This window comes from Rathayibacter sp. AY1C7 (assembly GCF_002931865.1).
Taxonomy (GTDB): domain Bacteria; phylum Actinomycetota; class Actinomycetes; order Actinomycetales; family Microbacteriaceae; genus Rathayibacter.
On the sequence record NZ_PSWB01000005.1, the window covers coordinates 127389 to 142720 of the forward strand.

Sequence of the window (15332 nt, forward strand, 5' to 3'; positions counted from 1 at the left end):
GGGCGAACACGGCCGGATCGGCCTGGCGGCGTCCGATAGATTCGCCTCCGAAGCGACAACTGAAACGGAGCAATACATGGCCGACATGGTTATGCCCAACAGTGTTTTCGACCGCCTGCTCAAGGACCGGATCATCTGGCTCGGTTCCGAGGTGCGCGACGAGAACGCGAACGAGATCGCCGCGAAGCTCCTGCTCCTGGCAGCCGAGGACTCCGAGCGGGACATCTACCTCTACATCAACTCGCCCGGCGGCTCCATCACCGCGGGCATGGCGATCTACGACACGATGCAGTTCGTCCCGAACGACATCGTGACCGTGGGCATCGGGATGGCGGCCTCGATGGGCCAGCTGCTCCTCACCGCCGGAACCCAGGGCAAGCGCTACATCACCCCGAACGCGCGGGTGCTCCTCCACCAGCCGCACGGCGGCTTCGGCGGCACGGCCTCCGACATCCAGACCCAGGCGCAGCTCATCCTCGACATGAAGAAGCGCCTCGCCGAGATCACCGCCAAGGCGACCGGCAAGACCGTCGAGCAGGTCAACGAGGACGGCGACCGCGACCGCTGGTTCAGCGCCGAGGAGGCCCTCGCCTACGGCTTCGTCGACCACATCCGCTCGTCGGCGACCGACGTGGCCGGCGGTGGCGGAACCGCCATCGACGAGTAGTCCAGCGAACGCGCCGAGAGATCAGGAACAGACAATGACCACACCCACCTTCGGCGGAACGGCGTTCGGCTCCGGAGCCGCACCGTCCTCGCGCTACATCCTCCCCACGTTCGAGGAGCGCACGGCCTACGGCTACAAGCGCCAGGACCCGTACGCCAAGCTCTTCGAGGACCGCATCATCTTCCTCGGAGTCCAGGTCGACGACGCCTCCGCGGACGACATCATGGCCCAGCTCCTCGTGCTCGAGAGCCAGGACCCGGACCGCGACATCGTCATGTACATCAACTCGCCCGGTGGCTCCTTCACCGCGATGACGGCGATCTACGACACGATGCAGTACATCCGCCCGCACATCCAGACGGTCGTGCTCGGCCAGGCCGCCTCGGCCGCCGCCGTGCTCACCGCCGCGGGAACGCCCGGCAAGCGCCTCGCGCTGCCGAACGCGCGCATCCTCATCCACCAGCCCGCCGTGCAGCAGGGCGGGGGCCAGGCCTCGGACATCGAGATCCAGGCCGCCGAGATCATGCGCATGCGCGAGTGGCTCGAGGAGACGCTGTCGCACCACTCGAACCGCTCGATCGAGCAGGTCAAGAAGGACATCGACCGCGACAAGATCCTCGGCGCGAGCGACGCGCTCGAGTACGGGCTGATCGACCAGGTGCTCACCAGCCGCAAGAGCCTCCCGGCTCTCACGGCGTAGGGCGTCCAGGAGGGGCCGGATGGCGGAGCGATCCGCCGCCCGGCCCCTCTCTGCGTCCTCCGTCGCCGTAGCAAAGCGCCACACGAGGCGCAAGGCACGGCGAATCCGGCCCGCCTGCCGAGCCCTCGCGGCTCAGCGGCTAGGCTCGGAGCAGTGTCAGGGGGCTCGTCCCGCTCGCACCGGCCGGAGCTCCGGGCTCCGTTGCACGACCGACCGACGCACGACAGACGCACGACAAGGAAGTGGGGCATCCCCGTGGCACGTATTGGCGAAAGCGCCGACCTGCTGAAGTGCTCCTTCTGCGGCAAGAGCCAGAAGCAGGTCCAGCAGCTCATCGCGGGACCGGGCGTCTACATCTGCGACGAGTGCGTCGAGCTCTGCAACGAGATCATCGAGGAGCGCCTCTCCGAGTCGAGCGAGGAGACGAGCCACGAGTTCGACCTCCCGAAGCCGAAGGAGATCTTCGGCTTCCTCGAGGAGTACGTGATCGGGCAGGAGCAGGCCAAGAAGGCCCTCGCCGTCGCCGTGTACAACCACTACAAGCGCGTGCGCGCCCGCAACACCATCACCGCCGCCGACGCGATCCACGACGAGGTCGAGATCGCCAAGAGCAACATCCTGCTCATCGGCCCCACGGGCTGCGGGAAGACCTACCTCGCTCAGACCCTCGCGAAGCGCCTCAACGTGCCCTTCGCCGTCGCGGACGCCACGGCCCTCACCGAGGCGGGCTACGTCGGCGAGGACGTCGAGAACATCCTCCTCAAGCTCATCCAGGCCGCCGACTACGACGTCAAGCGTGCCGAGACCGGCATCATCTACATCGACGAGGTCGACAAGATCGCGCGGAAGGCCGAGAACCCCTCGATCACGCGCGACGTCTCGGGCGAGGGAGTGCAGCAGGCACTGCTCAAGATCCTCGAGGGCACCGTCGCCTCCGTGCCCCCGCAGGGCGGGCGGAAGCACCCGCACCAGGAGTTCATCCAGATCGACACGACGAACGTCCTCTTCATCGTCGCCGGCGCCTTCGCCGGGCTCGAGGACATCATCTCGTCGCGGGCGGGCAAGCGCGGCATCGGCTTCGGCGCCCCGCTGCACAACAAGGAAGACGAGATCAACATCTTCAGCGAGGTCCTCCCGGAGGACCTGCACAAGTTCGGGCTGATCCCCGAGTTCATCGGGCGCCTCCCCGTCGTCACGACGGTCACGCAGCTCGACCAGGTCGCGCTCATGCAGATCCTCACCGAGCCGCGCAACGCGCTCGTGAAGCAGTACCAGCGGATGTTCGAGATCGACGGCGTCGAGCTCGAGTTCGACCGGGGCGCTCTCGAGGCCATCGCGGACCTGGCGGTCCTCCGCCAGACCGGCGCCCGCGGACTGCGTGCGATCCTCGAGGAGGTGCTCGGCCCGATCATGTTCGAGGTGCCCTCCTCGGACGAGGTGGCGCGCGTCGTCGTCACCCGCGCCGCGGTGCTCGACAACGCGGCCCCGACGATCGTGCCCCACGCTCCCCGTCGCCAGGAGAAGAGCGCCTAGTCGCTCCCCGCCCCGCTCTGCCAGTTCACCGCGATTGGCCCGGCGGATCGTCGGGCGAGGCGCTACTGCTTCCCTAACCTGGCGGAGCGCGCCGACGGCGCGTCCGGTCGCCTCGGTGCCGGTCGATCCTCCGGGGGGCTCCGCCATCGTCCAGCCGCTGCTCGCCGGGATCGTCGCCGCCCTGACCGGCTTCTCGAGCTCGTTCGCGATCGTGCTCGCCGGGGTGGTCGCGGTGGGCGCCACCGACGTGCAGGCAGCCTCGGGCCTCCTCGCCGTCTGCGTGCTGCAGGGGGTCCTCTGCATCGTGCTGAGCATCCGCTACCGCGTGCCGATGACCTTCGCCTGGAGCACGCCGGGAGCCGCCCTGCTGGCCGCGACCGCGACGCTCCCCGGTGGTTTCGACCGCGCGGTCGGGGCGTTCCTGGTCGCCTCCGCTCTGCTGGTGGTCACCGGGCTGTGGCCGGCGCTCGGGAGGCTCGTCGCGCGCATCCCGCGGCCGCTCGCGAACGCCATGCTCGCGGGCATCCTGTTCCCGCTCGTCCTGGCGCCGGTGCGCGCGGCGGTCGAGATCCCCGCGCTCGCGCTGCCGGTGATCCTGCTCTGGCTGCTGCTCCTGCGGCTCCTGCCCCGCTGGGCGGTGCCGGCCGCGATCGCCCTGGCGATCGTGCTGCTGATCGTGACGGACGGCGCGGCACTCGCCGGTGCGCCGCTGCTCCCCGTGCCGCAGTTCGTCGCTCCGGTGTTCGAGATCGGAGCGATGGTCGGGATCGGCCTGCCGCTCTACGTGGTCACCATGGCCGGGCAGAACATCCCTGGCATCGCGGTGCTGACGAGCTTCGGCTTCGCGGCCCACTCGCGTCCCGGGATCGTCTCGACCGGTGCTCTCTCCGGGGTCTCGGCGATCTTCGGCGGCGTGCCGATCAACTACGCCGCGCTCAGCGCCGCGCTGACCGCGGGTCCCGAGGCCTCGCCGCGGCCGGAGCAGCGCTGGGTCGCCTCGGTCTCGGCGGGCGCCTCCTACCTCGTGCTGGGCGTGTTCGCCGGAGCGGCCGCCGCGCTGGTGTCCTCCGCGAGCCCGCTGCTGATCGAGGCGGTCGCCGGTCTGGCGCTGCTGGGGGTGTTCGTGTCGGCGGTGCAGGCCGCTGTGGAGGACGCGCGGCTGCGGCTGCCGGCGGCGGCGACGCTCCTGGTCACCGCCTCCGGCACGACCATCGCGGAGATCGGATCGGCGTTCTGGGGCCTGGTCGTGGGACTCGTCCTCCTCGCCTGGCTCGTCCCCCGGCGCCGCTAGAGGAGGCCGCGGCGCGCGAGCAGCGGCTCGGTCCGCGCATCCCGCCCGCGGAACGCGCGGTACGCCTCGAGCGGATCGCGGGAGCCGCCGAGCTCGAGCACCCCGCGGCGGAAGCGCTCGCCCGCCGAGCGGTCGAGGCCGCCGTTCTCCTCGAACCACTCGACCGAGTCCGCGTCGAGGATCTCGCTCCAGATGTAGGAGTAGTAGCCCGCGGAGTAGCCGCCGGAGAAGACGTGCGCGAAGTACGTGCTGCGGTAGCGGGGCGGCACGGCGGGAAGGAGGAGGCCCGCGCCGTCGAGCACGTCGCGCTCGAAGGCGGCGGCGTCGCGCCGCTCGACCGGGGCCGGCAGGGAGTGCCAGGCGAGGTCGAGCAGGGCGGACGCCAGGTACTCGCTCGTCGCGAAGCCCTCGCCCCACAGGGCGGACGCCTCGAGGCGCTCGACGGTCCCCGCGGGCAGGGCCTCGCCGGTCTCGACGTGGCGGGCGTACTCGGCGAGGAGCCCGGGGCGGCGCACCCACGTCTCGTTCACCTGGCTCGGGAACTCGACGAAGTCCCGGAACACCGCGGTACCGGCGAAGCGCGGGTACCGCGTGCTCGCGAACAGGCCGTGCAGGGCGTGCCCGAACTCGTGGAAGAGCGTCTCCACCTCGTCGAGGCTGAGAAGGGCGGGCTCGCCCGGGCCCGGAGCCGACAGGTTCAGGTTGTTCACGACGACGGCGGAGTCACCGAGCAGCGACGTGCGGCTGGAGAGGGAGTTCATCCACGCCCCGCCGCGCTTCGAGTCGCGGGTGAAGGGATCGAGCAGGAACAGGCCCAGCGGCGTCCCGTCCTCCTCGTGCACCTCGAACACGCGGACGTGCTCGCTGTAGCCGGCCAGGTCGTTCCGCTCCGAGAAGCGGACGCCGTAGAGACCGGTGGCGGCGGCGAACACGCCGCGGCGGAGCACCCGCTCCAGCTCGAAGAAGGGACGCAGTGCGCTGGAGTCGACGGAGTAGCTCTCCGACCGCACGCGCTCCTCGTAGTAGGCGCGATCCCACGCCTCGATCGTGAAGCGCGGCGCTCCGGCGGCGTCCTGCTCGGCGTCGGCGGAGGCCTGCATCCGCTCGAGTTCGATCCTCGCGTTCCGGGCGGCGGGAGCGGCGAGCTCGCGCAGCAGCGACAGGACGCGCTCCGGCGAGCCCGCGGTCTGGCCCGAGATCACGAAATCGGCGTGCGAGGCCGCGCCCAGCAGAGCTGCGCGCTCGGCCCGCAGCGCGACGATCTGCTGCAGAGTCGCGGTGGTGTCGTGCGGCCCGCCTTCCGCACCGCGGCCGACAGAGGCGCGCAGGACGCGCTCGCGGACGCCGCGGTCGCGCAGACGCGCGAGCCAGGGGTGGCCGGAGTAGAGGGGCAGGGTGATCAGCCAGCCGTCGACGCCGCGGTCGGCGGCGGCGCGCGCGGCGGCCGAGACGTCGGACTCGTCGAGCCCGTCGAGGCCGGCGACGTCCTCGAGGAGGACCGCCCGGTCGTTCGACTCGGCGAGCAGGTCCTTCTCGAAGCGCGTGGTCAGGGTCGACAGCTGCTCGTTCAGCTCGCCGAGCCGTGCCTTCCCCGCGTCGTCGAGGAGCGCACCGGAGCGCTCGAACCCGGTGATCCTCCGCTCGAGGAGGTAGGCCGTCTCGGCGTCGAGGTCGAGCTCCGTCGACTGCTCGGCGAGAGCGCGGAGACGGGCGAACAGGCGCGGGTCGAGGCTGATCGCATCGCTGTGGGCCGAGAGCAGCGGAGCGAGCTCGGCCTCCAGAGCGTCGGTGAGCGGAGTGCGGTCGGAGGCGGCGACGGTGAAGAAGACGGCGCTCACCCGGCGCAGCTCGCGGCCCGCCCGCTCGAGGGCGACGAGGGTGTTCTCGACGGTCGGCGGCTCGGAGGCGCCGGCGATCGCGTCGATCTCGGCGCGGTGCCGGCGGAGGGCCTCGAGGAACGCCGGGCGGTAGGCCTCGGGGTCGACGGCGGCGAAGTCGGGGAGCCCGTGGGGGAGTCCGCTCGGCTCGAGCAGGACGGCGACGGGATCGGGTGCGCTCATCCTGCGAGCCTAGAGCGCGAGCGGGGGAGAGGGCTCCGACTCAGGATCGCAGGACGCGCGCGCTCACCGGACTCGACGACCGCGCCGCGAAGGGGCGTCAGCCCCAGTCGTCGTCGTCCTCGCCCTCCACGCGGCCCTGCGGCTGCGTGATGTAGGCAGCATCATCGTCAGGACGGTAGGTGATCGTCGTGCCGTCGTCGAGTTCGAGGACGGGCCTGCCCTCGAGCCAGGTGAGCGTCCAGCGCCAGTCGGCGGTCGCCGTGCCGGCCGCGGTGAGCTCGCCCTCGACGTCGCCGATGGCGGTGACGACGATCTCGGGGAGGGTCTGCGGCGGCACCTGGCCGACCGACCAGCGGGTTCCGAGCTGCATGGGAGGGGTCCTCTCGACGGTGGGGAGGGAGGCGGGACCATTCCCGCCTCCCGGGAGCGGCGCTACGCCTCGGTCTCGAGCTCGATGCCGACCGCGAGGGCGTCGCCCTCGGCGAAGTCGAGCGTCGCGATCCTGCCGACGGCCGCGAGGTCTCCCGCGGCGAGTCGGAGAGACGCGACGAGCTCGGCGGGCGCCGTCACCAGGGCGGAGCGGGCCGGCGTCTTCTGCGAGGCCTTCGCATCGGTTTTCGCGCGCCGGATGGCCGTGAGGACCGAGCTCGCCGCGGCCAGGACGGCGGGGTCGCCGCCCAGGCCCTCGACGGCCGGCCAGGGGCGCAGGTGCACCGAGTCGTCGTGCGACCACGACCAGGTCTCCTCCGTCGCGAACGGCAGGAACGGCGCGAACAGGCGCTGGAGGACGTCGAGCGCCCGGTGCAGGGCGGCCGCGGCGGACGCGCCGTCCTCGCTGTACGCGCGCTCCTTCACCAGCTCCAGGTAGTCGTCGCAGAACGTCCAGAAGAACGCCTCCGTCGTCTCGAGGGCGCGGGCGTGGTCGTAGTTCTCGAGCGCCGTCGTCGCGTCGGCGACCACGGTGTCGAGGGTGGCCAGCATGCTGAGGTCGAGCGAGTCGGTGACCTCGGCGCCCTCGGCGAGAGGGAAGCCGTGGATGAACTTCGCCGCGTTGAGGATCTTGATCGCCAGTCGGCGGCCGATCTTGATCTGCGTCGGGTTCTGCGGGTCGAAGGCCGCGTCGGTGCCCAGGCGCGAGGAGGCGGCCCAGTAGCGGACCGCGTCCGAGCCGTGCTGCTCGAGCATCGCGGCGGGAGTGACCACGTTGCCCTTCGACTTCGACATCTTCTTGCGGTCGGGGTCGACGATGAAGCCGGACACGGTCGCCGTGCTCCACGGGGCGCGGCCGTCCTCGAGCTGCGAGCGCAGGAGGGTCGAGAAGAGCCAGGTGCGGATGATGTCCTGGCCCTGCGGGCGCAGGTCGTAGGGAGCGACCAGCTGCCAGAGCTCGTCGTCGCGCTCCCAGCCGCCCGCGAGCTGCGGGGTCAGCGAGGAGGTCGCCCAGGTGTCCATCACGTCGAGCTCGCCCTGGAAGCCGCCCGCCGCTCCGCGCTGGTCCTCCGAGTAGCCGGGGGCCGGGTCGCTGGAGGGATCCACCGGCAGCGCCGCCTCGTCCGGCACGATCGGGGAGTCGAAGACGGGGTTGCCGTCGCCGTCGAGCGGGTACCACACCGGGATCGGCACGCCGAAGAAGCGCTGGCGCGAGATCAGCCAGTCGCCGGAGAGGCCGTTCACCCAGTTCTCGTAGCGGACGCGCATGAACTCCGGCACGAAGCGCACGTCGCGGCCGAGCTCCAGCAGGCGCTCCTTGAGCACCGCGTCGCGAGCGCCGTTGCCGATGTACCACTGGCGGGTCGACACGATCTCGAGCGGCTTGTCGCCCTTCTCGAAGAACTTGACCTGGTGGGTGATGGGGCGCGGGTCGCCGACCATCTCGCCGGACTCCTTCAGCAGTGCCACGACGGCCTGCTTCGCGGAGAAGACGGTCTTGCCGGCGAGCTGCTCGTACGCGGCGCGGCCCCCGTCGCTCGTGATCGCGGCGGGCGCCTCCGAGATCAGGCGGCCGTCGAAGCCGATGATCGCGCGGTTGGGCAGGTCGAGCTCGCGCCACCAGACCACGTCCGTGATGTCGCCGAAGGTGCAGATCATCGCGATGCCCGAGCCCTTGTCCTTCTGCGCGAGGTGGTGCGCGAGCACCGGGACCTCGACGTCGAAGAGCGGCGTGCGGACGGTGGTGCCGAACAGCGCCTGGTAGCGCTCGTCGTCGGGGTGCGCGACGAGGGCGACGCAGGCCGGCAGCAGCTCGGGACGGGTCGTCTCGATGAAGACGTCCTCGCCGCCCTCGCGGTGGAAGCCGAGGCGGTGGTAGGCGCCGGGCTGGTCCTTGTCCTCGAGCTCCGCCTGGGCGACGGCGGTCCGGAAGGTGATGTCCCAGAGCGTCGGGGCCTGCGCCTGGTAGGCCTCGCCGCGGGCGAGGTTGCGGAGGAAGGCGCGCTGCGAGGCGGCCTGCGACTCGTCACCGATGGTCCGGTAGCTCTGCGACCAGTCGACGGACAGGCCCAGGGCCCGCCAGACGTCCTCGAACTGCTTCTCGTCCTCGACGGTGAGGCGCTCGCACAGCTCGACGAAGTTGCGGCGCGAGATCGGCTTCTGGTCGGCGGCCTTGCTGCTCTTGTTGTCGCCGCCCTCGAACGGAGGCGTGAAGCCGGGCTCGTAGGGGAGCGTCGGGTCGCAGCGCACACCGTAGTAGTTCTGCACGCGGCGCTCGGTGGGCAGGCCGTTGTCGTCCCAGCCCATCGGGTAGAAGACGCTCTTGCCGCGCATCCGCTGGAACCGCGCGACGACGTCGGTGTGCGTGTAGGAGAAGACGTGCCCGATGTGCAGCGACCCGGACGCGGTGGGCGGCGGGGTGTCGATCGAGTAGACGTCGGCGCGGGTGAGGCCGGTGCGGTCGAACCGGTAGGTCCCGTCGGCCTGCCAGCGGAGGCCCCACGTGCCCTCCAGGCCCTCGAGGGCGGGCTTCGCGGGGAGGCGGTCGGCGAGGGTCATGATGCTCCGGTTCGCTATGGGCGGCACCGTGTCGGTGGTGATGGTGCCTGGATGGGGGCTCCGGGGCGAGTCGCCCGCCGGCCGCGACGATTCTACCGGAGCGGCGGGAGCCGGGTCAGTCGACGACGGGGGCGAAGCCGGCGCGGACGGGCGCGAGCGCCTCGTCGAGATAGGGCACGAGCTCGCCGCGGGTGGGGCCCGCCGCGGCCCAGGCCTGCACGGCCGCCACCGCGGCTCCGACGCTCGCGTAGGCGATGGCACGCGAGAGGTGCGAGGGCAGCGGGCGCGCACTCCGCTCCTCCACGAAGCGGGCGATGACGGCCGCCTGCCGGGCGAGGCGGCCGAGGGCCGACGCCTGCAGCTCGTGGACGCTGCCGATCATCTCGGACTGGGTGAGCACCCACGGCACCGTCGCGGGTCCGAAGCCGGAGCCGATCGCGAGCAGCGCGTCGCCGAGCGCGTCCATCACCGGCGCCCCGGCCACCGTCTCGGCCAGCGCCTCCGGGAGCTCGGCCAGCCGGTCGTCGACCAGCACCCAGAAGACGTCGCTCTTGGACTCGAAGTAGTTGAAGAAGGTGTTGCGCGAGACGCCCGCGCGCTGGGCGATCTGCTCGATCGTCGTGCCCGCGTAGCTCTGCTCGACGAAGAGGTCCAGAGCGGCGTCCTCCAGCATGGAGCGCGACGACGCGCGGGGCCGTCCGCGCTGCACTCCTCGCACCATGAACCGCTCCTGCTCCGCTTCCCCCGACGCGCTAGGATAGCGCCGGACGACTTCGACCCGGCCATCACCGGTGAGTCTCCGGAAGAACGGCGCCGGCTCCGGCCTGCGCCCAGTAGACCCGGACGGGTGCGGCCCGTGACAGCCGATCGAGTGGGAACGCGTCAGCGGGCACTCCTCCGGGAGCGACCGGCCGACCGGTCCAAGCGAGGTGGTACCGCGACCCGGCCCGGGGTCTGAGATCCGGGCGGGCCGTCCTCGTGCAGACCAGCAGCACTGCCAGGAGACCGCACGTGACCTACCCCCTGACCCCGCCCACCCCGCACGGAGCCGAGCCCGCCGAGGGCTCCGCGTTCGGCCGGGGCGTGTCCCCGTCGCCACGCTTCCCCGAGATCGAGGAGCGCGTGCTCGCGTACTGGAAGGCGGACGACACCTTCCAGGAGTCGATCCGGCAGCGCGAGGGAGCGCCGGAGTGGGTCTTCTACGACGGCCCGCCGTTCGCCAACGGCCTGCCGCACTACGGGCACCTCCTCACCGGCTACGCCAAGGACGTCTTCCCCCGCTTCGAGACGATGCGCGGACGGCAGGTGCACCGCCGCTTCGGCTGGGACACCCACGGCCTGCCCGCCGAGCTCGAGGCGGAGCGGCAGCTCGGCATCACCGACAAGTCCCAGATCGAGGAGATGGGCGTCGCGGCCTTCAACGCCGCCGCGAAGGAGTCGGTGCTGCGCTACACCGGGGAGTGGCAGGACTACGTCACCCGCCAGGCGCGCTGGGTCGACTTCGACGACGACTACAAGACGCTCGACCCCACCTTCATGGAGTCGGTGATCTGGGCGTTCAAGCAGCTCTACGACAAGGGCCTCGCCTACGAGGGCCACCGCGTGCTGCCGTACTGCTGGCGCGACCAGACGCCGCTCTCGAACCACGAGCTGCGGATGGACGACGACGTCTACAAGATGCGCCAGGACCAGACGGTCACCGTCACCTTCCCGCTGGTCGGCGAGACGGCGGAGGCGCTCCAGCTGACGGCGGTCCGCGCTCTCGCGTGGACGACGACGCCGTGGACGCTGCCGACGAACCTCGCGCTCGCCGTCGGGCCCGACATCGAGTACGCGGTCGTCCCCGCCGGCCCGAACGGCGCGGCCGACGGCAGGGGCGAGCCCGAGGAGCGCGAGCTCTCGGCCGAGTACCTGCTCGCCATCGACCAGGTCGGCGCCTACGCGAAGGACCTCGGCTATCCGGACGCGGAGTCGGCCCTGGCCGCCGTCTCGCGCAGCCATCGCGGCTCCGAGCTCGAGGGGATCAGCTACGACCGCCTCTGGGACCACTACGCGGACACCGAGGCCTGGGGCACGCAGAACGCGTGGCGCATCCTCGTCGCCGACTACGTGACCACCAGCGAGGGCACCGGCATCGTGCACCAGGCGCCCGCCTACGGCGAGGACGACCAGAAGGTCTGCGAGGCGGCGGGCATCCCCGTCATCATCTCGGTCGACGACGGCGGCCGCTTCCTGCCGCAGATCAGCGAGGTCGCCGGCCTCCAGGTCTTCGACGCGAACAAGCCCCTCACGCAGCTCCTGCGCGCGGGCCACCGGCTGCTCCGCCAGGCGAGCTACGAGCACTCGTACCCGCACTGCTGGCGCTGCCGCAACCCGCTGATCTACAAGGCGGTCTCGAGCTGGTTCGTCCGCGTCACCGCGATCCGCGACCGCATGGAGGAGCTCAACCAGGAGATCACCTGGGTCCCCGAGAACGTCAAGGACGGCCAGTTCGGCAAGTGGCTCTCGGGCGCGCGCGACTGGTCCATCAGCCGCAACCGCTACTTCGGCTCGCCGATCCCGGTGTGGAAGAGCGACGACCCGGAGTACCCGCGGATCGACGTCTACGGCTCGCTGGACGAGCTGGAGCGCGACTTCGGCGTGCGCCCGGACGACCTGCACCGGCCGTTCATCGACGAGCTGACCCGCCCGAACCCCGACGACCCGACCGGGCGCTCGACGATGCGCCGGATCAGCGACGTCCTCGACGTCTGGTTCGACTCCGGATCGATGCCCTTCGCCCAGGTGCACTACCCGTTCGAGAACGCGGACTGGTTCGACACCCACAACCCGGCGGACTTCATCGTCGAGTACATCGGGCAGACACGCGGCTGGTTCTACACGCTGCACGTGCTCTCCACCGCGCTCTTCGACCGCCCGGCGTTCCGCAACGTGGTCAGCCACGGCATCGTGCTGGGCAACGACGGGCAGAAGATGTCAAAGTCGCTGCGCAACTACCCGGACGTGGCCGAGGTCTTCGACCGCGACGGCTCCGACGCCATGCGCTGGTTCCTGATGTCGAGCCCGGTCCTCCGGGGCGGCAACCTCGTCGTGACGGAGGAGGGCATCCGCGAGGGCGTCCGCCAGGTGCTGCTGCCGCTGTGGAGCACCTGGTACTTCTTCTCCCTCTACGCCAACGCCTCGGCGGGCGGCGGCTACGAGGCGACCAGGCGCACCGGCTCCGAGGACGTCCTCGACCGCTACCTGCTGGCCAAGACCCGCGATCTGGTCGAGACGGTGACCGGCCGGCTCGAGGCGCTGGACTCCACGCTCGCGGCCGCCGCGCTCCGCGACTTCAGCGACGTGCTCACGAACTGGTACGTGCGCCGCTCCCGCGACCGCTTCTGGCAGGGCGTCGACGAGGACGGCCGCGGATCGGAGGCGTTCGACACGCTCTACACGGTCCTCGAGACCGTGTGCCGCGTCGCCGCCCCGCTCCTGCCTCTCGTCACGGAGCAGATCTGGCAGGGCCTGACCGGCGGCCGCAGCGTCCACCTCACCGACTGGCCGGAGGCGGACGAGTTCCCCGCCGACCCGGCGCTCGTGCACGCGATGGACGCGGTCCGCGGCATCTCGTCCACCGCGCTCTCCCTCCGCAAGCAGGCCGGGCTCCGCGTCCGCCTGCCGCTCGCGCGCCTGACCGTGGTGGTCGCCGACGCCGCCGAGCTCGCGCCGTTCGAGGCGATCCTCCGCGACGAGCTGAACGTGAAGGAGGTGTCGCTGGTGCCGCTGGTCGACTCCAGCGCCGCCGACTACGGCGTCACCTCCCGTCTCGCGGTCAACGCGCGCGCCGCCGGGCCCCGACTCGGCAAGGGCGTGCAGACCGTGATCAGGGCCGCCAAGGCCGGCGACTGGAGCGAGACGGACGGTGTCGTCACCGCCGGCGGCGTCGAGCTGGTCGAGGGCGAGTACGAGCTCACGCTCGAGGTCGGCGGCTCGGCCGGCGACGACCGCGCCATCGCCCTGCTCCCGCGCGGGGGCTTCGTGCTCCTCGACACGGCGACCACCCCCGAGCTCGAAGCGGAGGGGCTCGCCCGCGACCTCATCCGCGCGGTGCAGGACGCCCGCAAGGCGGCCGGGTTCGAGGTCAGCGACCGGATCGTCCTGGAGGTCGTGCTCGACGAGCCGAGCCTGCAGGCGCTCGAGCCGCACGCGCTCTGGATCGCGGAGGAGACCCTCGCGACCGGATGCGCGTTCACTCCGCTCACCACGGCTCTCGAGGGCGGCGAGGGCGCGATCGCCTTCGGCCCCGCGGGCACCGCCATCATCCGCGTCGAGAAGGTCGAGGCCGCCGATGTCTGATCCGTTCGAGCCGGACGACGCCGACCGCGCGGCCGCCGACGCCGTCTACGCCGCGCTGCTGGAGCGCCTGGGCGAGGCGAGCGTCCGCCCGCGCCTCGCTCCGACCCGGCGCGCCGTCGAGATCCTCGGCGACCCGCAGCGCGCCTACCCGGTGATCCAGATCGCCGGAACCAACGGCAAGACCTCGACCAGCCGGATGATCGAGAGCCTGCTGCGCGCCCACGGGCTGCGGGTGGGCCTGTTCACCAGTCCGCACCTCGAGCGCTTCAACGAGCGCATCGTCATCGACGGAGAGCCGATCTCGGACCGGAGCCTCGCCGACAACTGGCAGGACGTCGAGCCGTACCTGCGGATGACCGACGCCGAGCTGGCCGAGCAGGGCGAGGCGCCGCTGTCCTTCTTCGAGGCGATCACCGTCCTGGCCTACGCGGCCTTCGCCGACGCGCCGGTCGATGTGGCCGTCGTCGAGGTGGGGATGGGCGGCGAGTGGGACTCGACGAACGTCGCCGACGCGCAGGTCGCCGTCTTCACGCCGATCGCCCTCGACCACACCGACCGCCTCGGCTCGACGATCGAGGAGATCGCGCGCACCAAGTCGGGCATCGTCAAGCCGCTCGCCTCGGTGGTCTCCGCGAGGCAGGTCCCGGAGGCGGAGGCGGTGCTGCGGCACGCGGCCGAGGCCACCGAGTCGACGATCGTCGTCGAGGGGGCGGAGTTCGACGTCGAGTCGACGACCGTCGCCGTCGGCGGCCAGGTCGTCACCGTGCGGGGACTCGTCACCACGTACGAGCAGCTGCTGCTGCCGTTCTTCGGCGACCACCAGGCCGAGAACGCCGCCGTGGCCGTCGCCGCGGTCGAGACGTTCCTGGGAGGCGGGACGCAGGAGCTCACCGGCGACGTCCTCGACGAGGGCTTCGCCGCCGCGACCTCCCCGGGCCGCCTCCAGCTCGTCGGACTCGCTCCGCGCACCGTCGTCGACGCGGCGCACAACCCGCACGGGGCCGCGTCCCTCGCCGCCGCTCTCGGGCGCTACTTCGACTTCGACCGCGTGACGGCCGTCCTCGGCGTGCTGGCCGAGAAGGACGCCGAGGGGATTCTCCGGGAGCTCCGCCCCGTGGTGGACGAGCTGATCGTGACCACGGCGCCGAGCGATCGGGCGATGCCCGCCGAGGAGCTCGCCGCGCTCGCCCGCACCGTGTTCCCGGAGGAGGCGGTCCGCGTCGCCGACGACCCGCTCGGTGCTCTCACGGCCGGTCGCGTCCTCGCGGCGCGCACCGACAAGGGCGCCCTGCTGGTCACGGGCTCGATCACCCTCGTCGGCCGCACGATCACCGCGGCCCGCGACGAGAACTGGCTGGGCGCGTGAGGGCCGGGCGCCCGCGGCGCTCGCGGACCGTCCGGGAGAGCCTCGGCTCGATCGTGCTCGGCTTCGAGGCGGTCATCGTCTTCCTCGCAACCCTGGTGGCCTTCGGGCTGAAGGCGGCCGACCCCGTGGTCGTGCTGGTCGGGGGAGCGGTGGTCTGCCTCGCGCTCGTCGCCGCTCTGGGCCTGCTGAACCGGCCGGTCGGCTTCCGCATCGGCTGGGTGCTGCAGTTCGTTATCGTGGCCTCGGGCCTGCTGGTCCCGATCATGTACGTGATCGGCGCCGCCTTCGTGGCGCTGTGGACGTACTGCATGGTGACCGGCACCCGCCTCGACGCTCAGACGCGCCGGGCGGCGGAGCCCACCGACCCCACCGAAGGAGACCGCTGA

At 71.6% G+C, this 15332-nt stretch carries 11 protein-coding genes; 7 read left to right on the forward strand and 4 right to left on the reverse strand.

Going from position 1 to position 15332, the window contains the following annotated elements; all coding sequences use genetic code 11:
- Positions 1-76 precede the first annotated feature (76 nt).
- From C5C69_RS04395 to C5C69_RS04410, 4 genes are all read left to right on the forward strand, one after another.
- On the forward strand, positions 77-667 hold the full coding sequence (locus C5C69_RS04395; protein WP_097165884.1) for an ATP-dependent Clp protease proteolytic subunit: 591 nt from the start codon (positions 77-79) through the stop codon (positions 665-667).
- Between the two features lie 34 nt (positions 668-701).
- Positions 702-1367 carry an ATP-dependent Clp protease proteolytic subunit gene (locus tag C5C69_RS04400; RefSeq protein ID WP_068253282.1) on the forward strand — a complete coding sequence of 222 codons (666 nt, stop codon included), beginning with the start codon at positions 702-704 and terminating at the stop codon, positions 1365-1367.
- A 255-nt stretch (positions 1368-1622) separates the two neighbouring features.
- Positions 1623-2900, forward strand: coding sequence for an ATP-dependent Clp protease ATP-binding subunit ClpX (gene clpX / locus C5C69_RS04405; protein ID WP_104223693.1), 1278 nt, complete (start codon positions 1623-1625; stop codon positions 2898-2900).
- Between the two features lie 115 nt (positions 2901-3015).
- Positions 3016-4191 (forward strand): benzoate/H(+) symporter BenE family transporter, encoded by a 1176-nt coding sequence (locus C5C69_RS04410; RefSeq protein ID WP_104257384.1) that lies wholly within the window; start codon positions 3016-3018, stop codon positions 4189-4191.
- Here the strand turns inward: C5C69_RS04410 and C5C69_RS04415 are convergent.
- The 4 genes from C5C69_RS04415 to C5C69_RS04430 form a co-directional block, all read right to left on the reverse strand.
- Entirely contained in the window at positions 4188-6251 is a 2064-nt protein-coding gene (locus tag C5C69_RS04415; protein WP_104257385.1) for a M3 family metallopeptidase, read from the reverse strand. The two genes, C5C69_RS04410 and C5C69_RS04415, sit on opposite strands and share 4 nt — an antisense overlap.
- A gap of 97 nt (positions 6252-6348) precedes the next feature.
- Positions 6349-6621, reverse strand: coding sequence for a hypothetical protein (locus tag C5C69_RS04420; protein ID WP_104257386.1), 273 nt, complete (start codon positions 6619-6621; stop codon positions 6349-6351).
- Positions 6622-6683: 62 nt separating this feature from the next.
- Positions 6684-9239 carry a valine--tRNA ligase gene (gene valS / locus C5C69_RS04425; RefSeq protein ID WP_104257387.1) on the reverse strand — a complete coding sequence of 852 codons (2556 nt, stop codon included), beginning with the start codon at positions 9237-9239 and terminating at the stop codon, positions 6684-6686.
- A 115-nt stretch (positions 9240-9354) separates the two neighbouring features.
- Complete coding sequence (locus tag C5C69_RS04430) at positions 9355-9960, reverse strand: TetR/AcrR family transcriptional regulator (RefSeq protein ID WP_104257388.1); 606 nt, start codon at positions 9958-9960, stop codon at positions 9355-9357.
- Positions 9961-10250: 290 nt separating this feature from the next.
- On the opposite strand from C5C69_RS04430, the gene ileS reads away from it, so the two are divergent.
- The 3 genes from ileS to C5C69_RS04445 are packed head-to-tail and all read left to right on the forward strand — an operon-like array spanning position 10251 to position 15332.
- Positions 10251-13580, forward strand: coding sequence for an isoleucine--tRNA ligase (gene ileS, locus C5C69_RS04435; RefSeq protein WP_374953567.1), 3330 nt, complete (start codon positions 10251-10253; stop codon positions 13578-13580).
- Positions 13573-14946, forward strand: coding sequence for a folylpolyglutamate synthase/dihydrofolate synthase family protein (locus C5C69_RS04440; protein WP_104223687.1), 1374 nt, complete (start codon positions 13573-13575; stop codon positions 14944-14946). The genes ileS and C5C69_RS04440 overlap by 8 nt, the downstream gene beginning before the upstream one ends.
- Entirely contained in the window at positions 14943-15332 is a 390-nt protein-coding gene (locus tag C5C69_RS04445) for a DUF4233 domain-containing protein (protein ID WP_258065181.1), read from the forward strand. The genes C5C69_RS04440 and C5C69_RS04445 overlap by 4 nt, the downstream gene beginning before the upstream one ends.

Bases quoted from the DNA above. Each gene is read 5' to 3' on its own strand.
- C5C69_RS04415 (WP_104257385.1), bottom strand. From the start codon at position 6,251: ATGAGCGCACCCGATCCCGTCGCCGTCCTGCTCGAGCCGAGCGGACTC.
- C5C69_RS04440 (WP_104223687.1), top strand. From the start codon at position 13,573: ATGTCTGATCCGTTCGAGCCGGACGACGCCGACCGCGCGGCCGCCGAC.
- valS (WP_104257387.1), bottom strand. From the start codon at position 9,239: ATGACCCTCGCCGACCGCCTCCCCGCGAAGCCCGCCCTCGAGGGCCTG.
- C5C69_RS04400 (WP_068253282.1), top strand. From the start codon at position 702: ATGACCACACCCACCTTCGGCGGAACGGCGTTCGGCTCCGGAGCCGCA.
- C5C69_RS04395 (WP_097165884.1), top strand. From the start codon at position 77: ATGGCCGACATGGTTATGCCCAACAGTGTTTTCGACCGCCTGCTCAAG.
- C5C69_RS04430 (WP_104257388.1), bottom strand. From the start codon at position 9,960: ATGGTGCGAGGAGTGCAGCGCGGACGGCCCCGCGCGTCGTCGCGCTCC.
- C5C69_RS04420 (WP_104257386.1), bottom strand. From the start codon at position 6,621: ATGCAGCTCGGAACCCGCTGGTCGGTCGGCCAGGTGCCGCCGCAGACC.